This is a genomic window from Methylorubrum aminovorans (assembly GCF_022179725.1).
GTDB classification, from domain to species: Bacteria; Pseudomonadota; Alphaproteobacteria; order Rhizobiales; family Beijerinckiaceae; genus Methylobacterium; species Methylobacterium aminovorans.
The window spans coordinates 39192-52509 of record NZ_BPRC01000007.1 but is presented as its reverse complement, the minus strand read 5'-3'; the positions used below and the strand labels follow the sequence as shown (position 1 = coordinate 52509).

Genomic DNA, 13318 nt, shown 5'->3' with positions numbered 1-13318 from the left:
CCAGGTCCCGCCATGACCGCCGAGCCAAAGACCCTCCGCCTCGCCACACAGGCGGTCCATGCGGGCGCCGCGCCCGACCCTGCCACGGGCGCGCGGGCGCAGCCGATCTACTTCACCAACGGCTTCGTGTTCGATTCCACCGAGCAGGCCGCCGACATCTTCGCGATGCGCAAGACCGGCTTCTCCTACTCGCGCGGCTCGAACCCGACGGTCGCCGCGCTGGAGCGCCGGATCGCCGCGCTCGAAGGCGCCAAGGCGGCTGTGGCCGTCTCCTCCGGGCAGTCGGCAGTGCTGCTGGTGATGATGACGCTGATGCAGACGGGCGACGCCTACGTCGCCTCGCCGCGCCTGTTCGGCGGCTCGCTCGGCCTGATGCGCCGGCTCGAGGGACGCTACGACCTGACGCCGCACTTCGCCGCCGACCTGACGCCGGAAGCCTTCGAGGCCGCGATCACGCCGCAGACCAAGGCGATCATCTGCGAGTCGATCGTCAACCCTTGCGCCACCGTAATGGACATCGAGGGCATCGCGGCGGTGGCCAAGCGCCACGGCCTGCCGCTCGTGATCGACAACACCCTCGCCTCCCCCGCCCTGATCCGTCCGATCGAGTACGGCGCCGACATCGTCGTCCACTCCACCTCGAAGTTTCTCGGCGGCTCGGGGCAGGTGATCGGCGGCATGATCTGCGATGCCGGCACCTTCGACTGGAAGGCGCAAGGATCGCGTTACAACCTTATCAATGATCCCTGGCCGGACTATGACGGCCTGATCGTCAGCGAGCGCTTCCCCGAGATCAGCTTCGCCGTCGCTTGCCGGCTGTTCGGCCTGCGTGACCTCGGCCCCGGCCTGTCGCCGATGAACGCCTTCCTGACGCTCACCGGCATCGAGACGCTGCCGCTGCGGATGGAGCGCCACTGCGCCAACGCCAAGGCGGTCGCCGCTTACCTCAAGGACCATCCGGCCGTGGAATGGGTCAGCTACCCGGCGCTGCCGGGGCAGAAGGGCGAGGCGTTGGCCAACCGCTACGTGCCGCAAGGGCCGGGCTCGATCTTCACCTTCGCGCTCAAGGGCGGCGAGCCGGCCGCGCTGAAGCTCATCGCAGGTCTGGAGCTGATCTCGCACCTCGTGAACATCGGCGAGATCAAGTCGCTGGCGATCCACCCGGCGACCACGACCCACCGCCAGCTTCGCCCCGAGGAGCGTGCGGCGGCCTGCGTCGGCCCCGAGACGGTACGCCTCTCGATCGGCCTGGAGGATCCGGAGGATCTGATCGGCGATCTCGAGCAGGCCCTGGCCAAAATCGGCTGAAAAATCGGCTGAGGCGGCCATGGCAGGGCGGCGGCACATCGCGGCGGTGATCGGCGGCCTCGCCGTCCTCGGTGCGGGCGCTGTCGTCCTCTCTGACTTTCTCCAGCTCGGCCGCACCGAACCGACGCTCGCCGCCGAGCCCGAGCGCGCCGACCGCGTCCTCGTGGAGAAGGCGGCGCGCCGCCTGACGCTGCTGCGTGAAGGCCGGGTGCTCGCGACCTATCCCGTCTCCCTCGGCTTCGCGCCGGAAGGCCACAAAACCCGCGAGGGCGACGGGCGCACGCCCGAGGGTGTCTATACGATCGCGTTCCGCAACCCGCGCAGCGTCGCCCACCTCTCGCTCAAGGTGTCCTACCCCTCCCCTGCCGACGAGGCGGCGGCTCGGGCCACCGGTGACTCTCCCGGCGGCGACATCATGATCCACGGGCTGATGAACGGCTTCTCCTGGCTCGGCCGCCTGCACCGGATGAGGGACTGGACCCAGGGCTGCGTCGGCGTCACCAATGCCGAGATGCGCGCGATCTACGCCCGCGTCGATGTCGGCACGCCCATCGAGATCAGGCCGTAGCGGTGTCGGGCCGTTTCCCTCGGTGTTGACGATCGCGTCGCCACGCGATTCGCGCGTGTGACCGCCATTTGCATCATCAAGACTTCTAAACTCCCATGTATTCGGCGTTCATTGTGATTGTATTTGGAAAAACAACACTCTCGTGGGACACTATTATTTTCTGATTCGGGCTCATCTTGAGATGGACTGCTTCGTTCGAAAATAAATCTAAGCGATCGGTGGCCCCGATACGCTGTCTCGGAAATGGGTTTAGTTCATTTGTTAATATTTCAATGATATCAAATGTTCGTCAGAAGACCCGGTCGGTCCGTGCGCGGCGGGCGACTTGGCACTTTACGCGCCTCCTTCGCCCATGCGTCTCAGTCTCAAGGCCACTCTCGCTGCTCTCTTCGGGGGGGTCGCGCTCATTACGGCCATACAAGGTGCGATTTCGCTCGGTGAGCTGTCTTCCATTCGAAAACGCGTCAACGAAGTCGCGTCGAATTGGCTTCCGTCGGTCGTCACGGCCAACGAGATGAATGCCGCCGCCAGCCGTGTGCGTCTGCGGCAGTTCCGGATGGCCACGACGGTCGACGACCCGAATGCGTTGACCGCCTATCGGAACCTCTACGACCAGGCCGGAGCGGAGATGGCGGATGCCCGGCGACGCTACGAGGGGCTGATTTCATCGCAGCAGGAGCGCGCCCTCTACGATCAGTTCTCCTCAAACTGGGATCGCTACGAGCAGGCGAGCTCCCGCCTGATCCGGTTGATCGATGCGGGCCGACAGCAGGAAGCCGTCACGGAGCTGGCCGGCAACGATCTGTTCAAGCTCTACACCGCTGCCAGCGACGTCCTGATGCAGGTCGTCGCCCTGAACCGGGGGGCGGCCCAGCGGGATGCGGACGCGGCGGTCGGCGCGGCCGACAGCGCCTCCGTGACGGCCGTCGTGTCGGTCGCGCTGGCGGTCTTCCTGGCTCTCGGCGCCATGCTGTTCGGGCTGTTTCGGATCTCGCGGCCGATCACCGGCATGACCGGAACGATGGGAGCGCTCGCTGCCGGCGATGTCGAGACGCCGGTGCCCTATCGGCAGCGCCGGGACGAGATCGGCGCCATGGCGGGCGCGGTCCAGGTGTTCAAGGACAATCTGATCCGGACCCGTGCGCTGGAAGCCGAGACGGCCCTCGCCCGCGCGTCGGCCGAGGAGCAGAGAAAGGCTGCGATGCGGGCGATGGCCGACAGTTTCGAGGCGGCGATCGGCGGGATCATCGGCACCGTGACCTCGGCGGCGACGCAGCTGCAGGCCACGGCCGAGAGCATGTCGGGGACCGCTACCGAGACCGCGTCGCAATCGGTCACGGTTGCCTCGGCGGCCGAGGAGGCGGCGACGAATGTCGAGACCGTCGCGGCGGCCGCGGAGGAACTCGGCACCTCCGTCCACGAGATCGGGCGGCAGGTCGCCAACTCGTCCGAACTGGCGCAGATCGCGGTTGGCGAGGCCGACCAGACCGCGGGACTGGTCCAGAACCTGTCGAGCGCGGCGTCCAAGATCGGTGACGTGGTGGCCATGATCTCGACAATTGCCGGGCAGACCAACCTGCTCGCCTTGAACGCCACGATCGAGGCGGCCCGTGCGGGCGAGGCCGGCCGCGGCTTCGCCGTGGTCGCCGCCGAGGTCAAGGAACTCGCCAACCAGACCGCGCGGGCAACCAGCGAGATCGCGCAGCAGATCGGCACGATCCAAGGCGCGACGGATCACGCCGTCCTGGCCATAGAAGGCATTTCCGGCCGCATCCGCGAGATCAGCGGTGTCGCCACCGGCATCGCGGCGGCGGTCGAGGAGCAGGGGGCGGCAACCCAGGAGATCGTGCGCAACGTTGCCCAGGCCGCGACCGGAACGGGCGAGGTGACGACCAACATCGCCGGCGTCGCCCGCGCCTCCGAGGAGACGGGTGCGGCGGCAAGTCAGGTACTCGGCGCGGCCTCCGAGCTCTCGCGCCAGTCCGAGCGTCTCTCGGCGGAAGTGAGCCGCTTCCTCACGACGGTGCGCGCGGCGTGAGCCGGTAACGGCGAAAGATCCGCGCCTGCGGTGCGGCGCCATCGCTCGATAGGGCACGGTAGGGAAAACCGCGAGTACGGCGTCCATCCTGGCGATAAGGCGTAGCCCGGAGCGGGTGAGCCTGGAGCCGCCTTCGGGCCAGCCTCCGGAATGATGAGGAAGAGGTCGCCTTCGGGCGGCCTCTTCCCATATGGGCCTTGCGTCGATCCAAGAATCGAAACCGCCACGGGAGACGGCCATGCGCGCCTACGAAATGTCCGCCGCTGCAGGTCTCGATAGCTGGAAGCGCGTCGAGCGCCCGACCCCGGAACCCGGTCGCGGGCAGGTGCTGGTGCGCATGCGCGCGGCCTCGCTGAACTACCGCGACCTGCTCATCTGCGAGGGCCGTTATCCCTTCGCGATCAATCTCGATCGGCTGATCCCGGTCTCGGATGGTGCGGGGGAGATCGTGGCGCTCGGCGAGGGCGTGCGTCGCTTCACCGGCGGCGAGCGCGTTGCCGGCATCTTCTCGCAGAGCTGGCTCGGCGGCGCGCAGGTGGCCGATATGTGGCTGACGGCGCTCGGCGGCGCCATCGATGGGGTGCTCACCGAGTACCGGGTGTTCGACGAGGACGGGCTCGTCACGCTTCCCGATCATCTGAGCTTCGAGGAGGGTGCGACCCTGCCCTGTGCCGCCGTGACCGCCTGGAATGCGCTCTACGGGCTCAAGCCCCTGAGAGCCGGCGAGACGGTGGTGACGCTCGGCACCGGCGGCGTCTCGATTTTCGCGATCCAGCTCGCGCACGCAGCCGGAGCGCGGGTCATCGCCACCTCGTCGAGCGATGCCAAGCTGGAGAAGGCGCGCGCGCTCGGCGCGAACGAGACCATCAATTATCGCACCCATCCCGATTGGGAGCGGGAGGTGCACCGGCTGACCGGCGGCGTCGGCGTCGATCACGTGGTCGAGGTCGGCGGCACCGGAACGCTGCCGCGCTCCATCGCCTCGACCCGACCCGGTGGGCATGTCGGCCTGATCGGGCTGTTGGCGCAGGGCGAGGCGATCGACCCACTGGCGATCCTGGGCGCGAGCTGCATCGTGCGCGGCGTCGCCGTCGGCTCGCGGGAGATGTTCGAGGACATGAACCGCTCGATCGCCGTGCACGCCATCAAGCCGGTGATCGACCGGGTCTACGGTTTCGAGGAGGCCCCCGCCGCGCTGGCGGCCCTGGCTGAAGCCTCGCATGTCGGCAAGATCGTGATCCGGATCGGTTGATGGCCACTTTTCGGGGGGAGTTACGATCGATGCGCGTGGCGTGGTGGAGCGTTTTCTCGGCGCTGCTCTCAGCGCTGTTGCTGCCGATGGCGGCGAGCGCTGCGGATGTGACGACGGTGCGGACCGAGTCCTTTCCTCGGCCGCCCTATTCCGGCGCGACCTACTATGTCTACGAACGGTCGGGCCGGACGATCTGCACCAAGCTCGCCGTCTGCAACAAGTTCAACAAGTGCGAGACGACTTATGTCCCCGGTGCCTTCCGAGCACCCGAGGATACGGCGACCGGCGAGCCCTACGGGACGACGCCGGCGGTGCCGATCGCGTCCGCCTCGCTCGCCAAGCATGTCTGCCTGACGCGGTTCGGCCTCGCGCGACGGTAGGGCTACGACTCCTCGCTCCCCGAGCCGCGGCGGCTCAGCGTCCGCAGTGCGCCGCGGAAGGTGCGCACGTCCTGCTCGGTCATCGCCATGCGGTGGAGCATGTCGCGCATGTTGCGGGCGATGATCTCGCGCTTCTCCGGTGGGTAGAACCCGGCGCCCGCCAGCGTCTCCTCCAGGCTGGCAAACAGCGACAGCAGCGCCTCGCGGGTGGCGGGTGGCGAGAGCAATTCGCCGGAAAAGCGTAGGGTCGCGAGGCCTGCGGCACGTCGCCATTCGTAGCCCATTAGCAGCACGGCCTGGGCGAGGTTGAGCGAGGGGAATTCCGCCGTCACCGGGAAGGTAACGATGGCGTCGGCCAGCGACACCTCGTCGTTGCTGAGGCCCACCCGCTCGCGCCCGAACATCAGCCCGATCCGCTCGCCGCGCCCGACCCGCTCGGCGACCGCCGTCATCGCCTCGTCGGGCGCGAAGACCCGCTTCATCTGCCCGCGCTCGCGGGCGGTGGTGGCGAGAACGTGGTGCAGGTCGGCGATGGCCTCGGCCAGGGTGGCGTAGATCTTCGCGCCGTCGAGCACGTGCGTCGCGCCGGAGGCCGCCTCCCGCACGCCCTTCTTCGGCCAGCCGTTCTTCGGCGCCACGAGGCGCAGCTCCGACAGCCCGAAATTCGCCATGGCGCGGGCGGCCATGCCGATATTCTCGGCCAATTGCGGCTCGACCAGGATGACGACGGGGGCGCTCATGGCCGCCCTCTCGCATGCTGCGGGCACGGCCTCAATCCGCAAATTACGGACGGTGCGCGAACGGTCCTGCGCCGCCAGCGAAGCCGGCGGCGCCAAATGCAAAAAGAGTCAGATCTTACCGTCGAGGCCCATCTGGTAGTACTTGTGGACGATCTTGTCCTGGTTCTCGAGCAGCCAGTCGATCGACGGCTCGTTGGTCATGGCCTTGCGGATCGCCTCGGTCATGCCCTTGCGCTGGATCTCGAACAGCGCCTTGTGGTCGATGTTCTCGTCCTGGATCACGCCGGGGCTGAGCCAGACCGAGCAGATGATGCCGAGATCGTTGGCCTTCTCCTTGGGGATGTAGCCGGCCCGCACGGCGTCGAGCACGCCGTTGGCGATGGCGTACTGCACCGTGCCCATCAGGATCGAGGTGTACTTGTTCTCGGTCACGCTCACCTTGGAGACGCACAGCGTCACCGGCCGGACCATGATGTCGGTGTTCAGGAGCGCGAAGACGCGGCTATGGCCGACGACCTGATCGCCGGTCAGCGTGGCGAGCGCGGTGCCGACGGGGCCGTCAAGCTCGCCGATGATGACTTCGGGCTCGGACGCGGTGTTGGGCGGGCCGCCCGCGACGAGGGCCTCGCCGGCGCGCAGGATGATGCGGTCGCTCATGGTGTGTCCTTCCTCGTGATCGGCCATGCGATGGACGGTCGGGGTCGTCGCAGCGGCGGCCGGGTTTGTCCAGGCCGCTTAGCGCGGCCGTGGTGTGCGCTCTTGTGCCGGAGCGACACTTGCTTTGGCCGTGGAGCATGCACCCGAGATGCCCGAGCCGGCGCTTCTCTGTCGGAAGCGCGAGCCTCGGGACCTATCTCGACCGATAACGGATGTCGCAGCGAATGGCGGCGGCCGGCTGCTCTTGCGTCGGTAACAGATCCGCATATCCGAAACCGGTGCCCGGAGCCCGGCTTTGTCGGCTTGCTGCGCTGCGTTATAGGGGCGGCAACGGGGTTCCGGGACGACGCGCAAAGGGCAATCGGCCGAATGCGCGGCACCGGGTAATCGAGGGACCGACATGGCGAAGATCAAGGTGGCCAATCCGGTCGTCGAGCTCGACGGCGACGAGATGACCCGGATCATCTGGGCTGAGATCAAGAACAAGCTCATCCACCCCTACCTCGATCTCGACCTCGACTATTACGACCTCGGCGTCGAGCATCGCGATGCGACCAACGATCAGGTGACGATCGATGCGGCCGAGGCAATCAAGCGCCACGGCGTCGGCGTGAAATGCGCTACGATCACGCCGGACGAGGCGCGCGTCGAGGAGTTCAAGCTTAAGGAGATGTGGCGCTCGCCCAACGGTACGATCCGCAACATCCTCGGCGGCGTCATCTTTCGCGAGCCGATCATCTGCTCGAACGTGCCGCGCCTCGTGCCGGGCTGGACCCAGCCCTTCGTGATCGGCCGCCACGCCTACGGCGACCAGTATCGCGCCACCGACTTCAAGGTGCCGGGCAAGGGCCGCCTCACCATCAAGTTCGAAGGCGACGACGGCACCGTCATCGAGAAGGAAGTCTTCAAGTTCCCCGATGCCGGCGTCGCGATGTCGATGTACAACCTCGACCAGTCGATCATCGATTTCGCCCGCGCCTCGTTCAACTACGGCCTCGCCCGTAAGTACCCGGTCTATCTGTCGACCAAGAACACCATCCTGAAGACCTATGACGGGCGCTTCAAGGATCTGTTCCAGAAGGTGTTCGACGAGGAGTTCAAGTCGAAGTTCCAGTCGCTCGGCCTGACTTACGAGCACCGCCTGATCGACGACATGGTCGCCTCCTGCCTCAAGTGGTCGGGCGGCTATGTCTGGGCCTGCAAGAACTACGACGGCGACGTGCAGTCGGATACGGCAGCGCAGGGCTTCGGCTCGCTCGGGCTGATGACCTCGGTGCTGATGACGCCGGACGGCCAGACGGTGGAGGCCGAGGCCGCCCACGGCACGGTGACACGCCACTATCGCGAGCACCAGAAGGGCAAGGCGACCTCGACCAACTCGATCGCCTCGATCTTCGCCTGGACCCGCGGCCTCGCCCACCGGGCCAAGCTCGACGGTAATGCCGACCTCGCCAAGTTCGCCGCGACCCTGGAGAAGGTCTGCGTCGACACCGTCGAGGCCGGTCACATGACGAAGGATCTCGCCCTCCTTGTCGGTCCGGACCAGAAGTGGCTCACCACTAACGGCTTCCTCGACAAGGTCGATGAGAACCTGAAGGCGGCGATGGCTGTCTGAAATCGGAGTGCTGTGCGGAACCCTCTCCCCTTCGCGAGAGAGGGGGACCGCGAAGCGGGCGGGTGAGGGGCCGGCTCAGGTCTTTTCGGACGCGGCGCTCCCCTCTCCCGACCCTCGCTCACGCGAGGGCCGCCCTCCCCCGCAGAGGGGGAGAGTTGGGGAGTCACCCCGCCTTCTTCGCCGCGTTCCGCTTACGCGTCTCGGCCGCCTTCTTGGCCGAGGCCGAGCGCTCTTCCTTGGTGCGCGAGGCCGAGGCCGTGCCGCCGCTGCGCCCGCCTTTGTGCGCGGCGGGATGGCCCGTCGCCTTGCCGCGGCCCGAGCCGCCGGGCTTCTTGCCGCCGCCGTCATCCTTGTTGACGGTCGCCCAGGCGCGGGATTCCGCTTCCTTCTCGGGGACGCCGCGGGACTCGTAGGATTCGGCGATATGCTCCGCCTTGCGGATCTGCTTGTCCGTGTATTTCGACTTGTCACCCTGAGCCATGATGCTCTCCCGATTGGCCGCGGCGGTCAGTTTCGGACCGGCGCGTCGAGGGCCGCGCGCACCCGCCGGATCAACTCGGCGCGGCGATACGGCTTGTTCAGGATATCGAACTCCGGACGCTCGATGCCGGTTCGCTCGAGGCTGGCTTCGGCGTAGCCGGTGGTGAGCAGAATCTTGAGAGCGGGGTTGCGGCGACGCGCCTCGCGGGCGAGGGACAAGCCGTCCATCCCACCGGGCATGATCAGGTCGGAGAAGAGCAAGTCGATCTCCGGATGGTCGCCCAGGATCTCCAGGGCCTCGCGGCCGTGGCGGGCCATCAGGGTGCCGTAGCCGTAATCGCGCAGGATCGCCCGGGCGAGCTCGGCAACGTCGGCGCGGTCGTCGACGATCAGGATCGTCTCCGTGCCCGGCCGCTCCTCGACCGACGGCGGCGGCTCGCTCAGTTCGCCCTCCTCCTCGGTGGCCGGGAAGGACAGACGCACGGTCGTCCCCTCCCCCATCACCGACTCGATCTGCGCGAAGCCCCCCGACTGCTTGGCAAAGCCGTAGACCATCGACAGGCCGAGTCCGGTGCCCTTGCCCTCCTCCTTCGTCGTGAAGAACGGGTCCATCACCCGCGCCAGCACGTCCGAGGGGATGCCGGAGCCTGTATCCGTCACCGCGACGCTGACGAGGCCGCCGGTGCCGTCGGGGCGGCTGGCTTCCTCGTTGCGGGTCGTGATGGTGACGTGCCCCCCCTCCGGCATTGCGTCGCGGGCATTGATGAGAACGTTGAGCAGGGCGACCTCGGCCTGGGTCCGGTCGATCCGGCAGGCGCGCAGATCGGGGGCGAGATCGGTCTCGATCGTCACTGCATCGCCCAGCGTGCGCGCCGCCAGCTCCTTGGTCTCGGTGACGAGGTCGTTGAGATTGAGGGTGCGGCCAACGAGGCGCTGCTTGCGGGCGAAGGCCAGCAGTTGCTGCGTCAGCGTCGAGGCGCGTTCGGCCGCCTCGCGGATGTTGCCGACGGCACGGCCCATGCGGCCGGGATCGGCGTCCGGCCGTTCGAGATTGGTCGCGAGCGAGTCGGCGTAGCCGAGGATGACCTGGAGCAGATTGTTGAAGTCATGGGCGATCCCGCCGGTGAGCTGGCCGATCGCCTCCATCTTCTGCGCCTGATGCAGCGAATCCTCGGCGAGGCGGCGGCGGGTGATGTCGAGCTGCGAGCCGAAGAAATACACGAGGTCGCCGGCCGCGTTGTAGACCGGGCTGACGAACAGCGCGTTCCAGAAGGACGAGCCGTCCTTGCGATAGTTCAGGATCTCGGTGGCGACATCGCGCCGGGCGGCGACGGCGTCGCGCACCTGCGCCCGCGTCTCCGGATCGGTCTCTGGGCCCTGGAGGAAGCGGCAGTTGCGGCCGATGACCTCGTCGCGGGCGTAGCCCGTCATTTCCAGGAAGGCTTGGTTCACGAAGACAATCGGATGGTCGTCCCGGTTCGGGTCGACCACCACCATCGGCATGCGGGTCATCGAGACGGCGGCGAAGAAGATGTCGTTGCCCGCTTCGAACTCATGGCCGGCCGCGCCGGCTTCGACGCTCGTGTGGACGCCGTGGGGTCTCTTCTCAGGGATGTCGGTCATGCGGACCCGCGGCGTGGCGTGATGGTGAGGCCACCGGCGTTGCCGCCGCTTCCTCACTGTTGGAGTGTAGAGCGTCGTCTCGAAAGGTGGGGCACGAACTTTGTAGAAAAACGCTGGGCAGAAAGACGATGCGCAATGGAGCGCACGGGAACGGTCGCGTCCGCGCGACCGCCCCGGCGGGAAGGACCACCCCGGCAGGGCGGCCCTTCCCCAGAGCGTCAGACCTCCTCGTCGATGCCGAAGCTGACGTTCTCGACATTCGCCCGCTCGAAGGCCTGCATCACGTACTGGTAGGAGCGTTCCATGTCGCTGTGCTCCTCGCCCTCGCTCTCGATCGGCTTGAGTACGAACATCAGCATCGAGCGGCCGGTGACCGAGTAGCTCTCGCCCACGGCGAAGCTCTCCACCTCCTGGCTGTCGGGCAGGTTGGTGTCGAGCAGCCGCGTCCACGCGGTGCCGCCAGCGGCCTCGGGGAAGGTGAAGTCCACCACGTCGTGATAGGCGTTGTAGAACAGCAGCAGGGTGGCATCGCCGCCGCGCTTGTGGATGCCGCTCGCCTGGGCGCGCCCGTCGAGCAGCACGGCTAGGGTTCGCGAATTGCCGTCGTTCCAGTTCTCCGGGCTCATCTCGGTGCCGGCGGCCGTGAGCCAGGTCACGTCCTTGACACCGAATTCCTCGTCGTAGGCGCCCGTCACGAAGCGGCCGCGCGAGAGCATCGGCAGCGAATTGCGCAGCAGGATCAGGCGCTGCGTGAATTCGGCGAGATCCCTCTCCTCCTCGCCGATGGCGCCCCAGTCGACCCAGGAGACCTCGTTATCCTGGCAATAGGCGTTGTTGTTGCCCTGCTGGGTCCGGGCGAACTCGTCACCGGCCAGCAGCATCGGCGTGCCCTTCGACAGGAACAGCGTGGCGAGCATGTTGCGCATCTGGCGCAGGCGTACCGTGCGGATCTCCGGATCGTCCGTCGGGCCCTCGACGCCGTAATTGTAGGACAGGTTGTGGCCGTGGCCGTCGCGGTTGCCCTCGCCGTTCGCCTCGTTGTGCTTCTCGTTGTAGGAAACCGTGTCGTTGAGCGTGAAGCCATCGTGCGCGGTGATGAAGTTCACCGAGGCCCAGGGGCGACGTCCGCGCTTGTTGAACTTGTCGGCGGACGCGGTGATGCGCGAGGCCAGCCCCGGCAGCAGACCGGCATCGCCCTTCCAGTAGCCGCGCACGTCGTCGCGGAAGCGGTCGTTCCACTCGGCCCAGCCCGGCGGGAAGCCGCCGACCTGATAGCCGCCGGGGCCGCAATCCCACGGCTCGGCGATGAGCTTCACGTCGTTGAGCACCGGATCCTGGCGGCAGGTGTCGAGGAAGCCGCCGCCCTCGTCGAAGCCGTAGGGCTCGCGGCCGAGGATGGTGGCCAGATCGAAGCGGAAGCCGTCGACCCGCATCTCCGTCGCCCAGTAGCGAAGCGAGTCGGTGACGAGTTGCAGCACCCGCGGATGCGAGAGGTTGAAGGTGTTCCCCGTGCCGGTGTCGTTGATGTAGTAGCGCGGCTGGTTCGGCAGCAGCCGATAGTAGGAGGCGTTGTCGACGCCCTTGAAGGAAAGGGTCGGACCTTTCTCGTTGCCCTCCGCCGTGTGGTTGTAGACGACGTCGAGGATCACCTCGAGGCCGGCGCCGTGCATGCGCGCCACCATCTCCTTGAACTCGGAGAAGGCGAAGTCCGGCACCGCGGCGTAGCGCCGGGCCGGCGTGAAGAACGAGATGGTGTTGTAGCCCCAGTAATTGATCAGGCCCTTCTGCTGCAGGTAATCGTCCTGCACGAAGGAATGCACCGGCAAGAGTTCGACCGACGTGATGCCGAGGCTCTTGATGTAGTCGAGCACCGCCGGGTGGCCCATGCCGGCATAGGTGCCGCGCAGCTTCTCCGGCACGGCCGGGTGAAGCTTGGTGAAGCCCTTGACGTGGGTCTCGTAGACGATGGTGCGTTCCCACGGCACGCGCGGCTTGGCATCGCGGCCCCAGGTGAAGGCCGGGTCGATCACGCGGGAGCGGCGGGTGTAGGGGGCGGAGTCGCGCTCATCGAAGGTGAGGTCGTCGCCGGTCTCCATCTGGTAGCCGAACAGGGCCGGGTTCCACTCGATGGTGCCCACCAGCCCCTTGGCGTAGGGGTCGATCAGGAGCTTGTTCGGGTTGAAGCGATGGCCGGCCTCCGGCTCGTAGGGGCCATGGACGCGGTAGCCGTAGATCGTGCCGGGCCGTGCATCCGGCAGGTAGCCGTGCCAGACCTCGTCGGTGTACTCGGGCAGCTCGATGCGCTCGACTTCCTTCACGCCCGCATCGTCGAACAGGCACAGCTCGACCTTTGTCGCGTGGGCGGAGAACAAGGCGAAGTTGACGCCGCGCCCGTCCCAGGTCGCACCGCGGGGATGCGGCGAGCCTTCGCGAATTCGCGTGCGCGAGGTGCGCGGCTTCGGCATCCCATTCCTCTCGGTATCGGCCATCGTCGTCCCATTCTCGTTGGTGGCGGCCCCCTCGGGTCCGGCCGGACTCTGAACGTTCACGGAACCGCGAAGCTCCGTCTCGGCTGATGCGGCGCAGCAAATTTTTCCCGATCCGCCGCACGCCGGCGCGGATGTGGGGGAGCGATGTGTTAGCCTTGGACGAAACTC

The 13318-nt window shown here is 67.2% G+C and carries 11 protein-coding genes; 6 read left to right on the top strand and 5 right to left on the bottom strand.

The features are described from left to right. The first annotated feature begins 12 nt into the window (after positions 1 to 12). The 5 genes from MFF24_RS11705 to MFF24_RS11685 all read left to right on the top strand — a co-directional run bounded on the left by MFF24_RS11705 (position 13) and on the right by MFF24_RS11685 (position 5546). Entirely contained in the window at positions 13 to 1308 is a 1296-nt protein-coding gene (locus MFF24_RS11705) for an O-acetylhomoserine aminocarboxypropyltransferase/cysteine synthase family protein (protein WP_238224610.1), read from the top strand. A 19-nt stretch (positions 1309 to 1327) separates the two neighbouring features. Next, entirely contained in the window at positions 1328 to 1876 is a 549-nt protein-coding gene (locus MFF24_RS11700; RefSeq protein ID WP_238224608.1) for a L,D-transpeptidase family protein, read from the top strand. 352 nt (positions 1877 to 2228) lie between these two features. Further along, entirely contained in the window at positions 2229 to 3914 is a 1686-nt protein-coding gene (locus MFF24_RS11695; protein WP_238224606.1) for a methyl-accepting chemotaxis protein, read from the top strand. A gap of 238 nt (positions 3915 to 4152) precedes the next feature. Continuing rightward, positions 4153 to 5166 (top strand): zinc-dependent alcohol dehydrogenase family protein, encoded by a 1014-nt coding sequence (locus tag MFF24_RS11690; RefSeq protein WP_238224605.1) that lies wholly within the window; start codon positions 4153 to 4155, stop codon positions 5164 to 5166. A gap of 29 nt (positions 5167 to 5195) precedes the next feature. Beyond that, positions 5196 to 5546 carry a hypothetical protein gene (locus MFF24_RS11685; protein ID WP_238224604.1) on the top strand — a complete coding sequence of 117 codons (351 nt, stop codon included), beginning with the start codon at positions 5196 to 5198 and terminating at the stop codon, positions 5544 to 5546. A gap of 2 nt (positions 5547 to 5548) precedes the next feature. Here MFF24_RS11685 and MFF24_RS11680 read toward each other — a convergent pair whose 3' ends face one another. Continuing rightward, the gene (locus MFF24_RS11680; RefSeq protein ID WP_238224603.1) at positions 5549 to 6286 is read right to left on the bottom strand and encodes an RNA methyltransferase; all 738 of its coding nucleotides are present in this window, start codon (positions 6284 to 6286) and stop codon (positions 5549 to 5551) included. A gap of 108 nt (positions 6287 to 6394) precedes the next feature. Then, positions 6395 to 6943 (bottom strand): formaldehyde-activating enzyme, encoded by a 549-nt coding sequence (locus tag MFF24_RS11675; RefSeq protein ID WP_133090371.1) that lies wholly within the window; start codon positions 6941 to 6943, stop codon positions 6395 to 6397. A gap of 400 nt (positions 6944 to 7343) precedes the next feature. Here MFF24_RS11675 and MFF24_RS11670 point away from each other — a divergent pair, with 400 nt between their 5' ends. Then, on the top strand, positions 7344 to 8558 hold the full coding sequence (locus MFF24_RS11670; RefSeq protein WP_108940988.1) for an NADP-dependent isocitrate dehydrogenase: 1215 nt from the start codon (positions 7344 to 7346) through the stop codon (positions 8556 to 8558). A 163-nt stretch (positions 8559 to 8721) separates the two neighbouring features. On the opposite strand, the gene MFF24_RS11665 is transcribed toward MFF24_RS11670, so the two are convergent. The 3 genes from MFF24_RS11665 to glgX form a co-directional block, all read right to left on the bottom strand. Beyond that, positions 8722 to 9039 (bottom strand): plasmid stabilization protein, encoded by a 318-nt coding sequence (locus MFF24_RS11665; RefSeq protein ID WP_238224602.1) that lies wholly within the window; start codon positions 9037 to 9039, stop codon positions 8722 to 8724. A gap of 26 nt (positions 9040 to 9065) precedes the next feature. Then, complete coding sequence (locus tag MFF24_RS11660; protein WP_238224601.1) at positions 9066 to 10661, bottom strand: hybrid sensor histidine kinase/response regulator; 1596 nt, start codon at positions 10659 to 10661, stop codon at positions 9066 to 9068. A 218-nt stretch (positions 10662 to 10879) separates the two neighbouring features. Further along, a complete protein-coding gene (glgX, locus tag MFF24_RS11655) occupies positions 10880 to 13150 on the bottom strand; it encodes a glycogen debranching protein GlgX (RefSeq protein WP_108940985.1) in 2271 nt (756 codons plus the stop codon). Between the last annotated feature and the right edge of the window lie 168 nt (positions 13151 to 13318).

What these genes read in the sequence shown, in the direction of transcription:
- MFF24_RS11675 (WP_133090371.1), bottom strand. Translation starts at nt 6,943, where the DNA reads ATGAGCGACCGCATCATCCTGCGCGCCGGCGAGGCCCTCGTCGCGGGC.
- MFF24_RS11670 (WP_108940988.1), top strand. Translation starts at nt 7,344, where the DNA reads ATGGCGAAGATCAAGGTGGCCAATCCGGTCGTCGAGCTCGACGGCGAC.
- MFF24_RS11660 (WP_238224601.1), bottom strand. Translation starts at nt 10,661, where the DNA reads ATGACCGACATCCCTGAGAAGAGACCCCACGGCGTCCACACGAGCGTC.
- MFF24_RS11705 (WP_238224610.1), top strand. Translation starts at nt 13, where the DNA reads ATGACCGCCGAGCCAAAGACCCTCCGCCTCGCCACACAGGCGGTCCAT.
- MFF24_RS11695 (WP_238224606.1), top strand. Translation starts at nt 2,229, where the DNA reads ATGCGTCTCAGTCTCAAGGCCACTCTCGCTGCTCTCTTCGGGGGGGTC.
- glgX (WP_108940985.1), bottom strand. Translation starts at nt 13,150, where the DNA reads ATGGCCGATACCGAGAGGAATGGGATGCCGAAGCCGCGCACCTCGCGC.
- MFF24_RS11700 (WP_238224608.1), top strand. Translation starts at nt 1,328, where the DNA reads ATGGCAGGGCGGCGGCACATCGCGGCGGTGATCGGCGGCCTCGCCGTC.
- MFF24_RS11685 (WP_238224604.1), top strand. Translation starts at nt 5,196, where the DNA reads ATGCGCGTGGCGTGGTGGAGCGTTTTCTCGGCGCTGCTCTCAGCGCTG.
- MFF24_RS11690 (WP_238224605.1), top strand. Translation starts at nt 4,153, where the DNA reads ATGCGCGCCTACGAAATGTCCGCCGCTGCAGGTCTCGATAGCTGGAAG.
- MFF24_RS11680 (WP_238224603.1), bottom strand. Translation starts at nt 6,286, where the DNA reads ATGAGCGCCCCCGTCGTCATCCTGGTCGAGCCGCAATTGGCCGAGAAT.
- MFF24_RS11665 (WP_238224602.1), bottom strand. Translation starts at nt 9,039, where the DNA reads ATGGCTCAGGGTGACAAGTCGAAATACACGGACAAGCAGATCCGCAAG.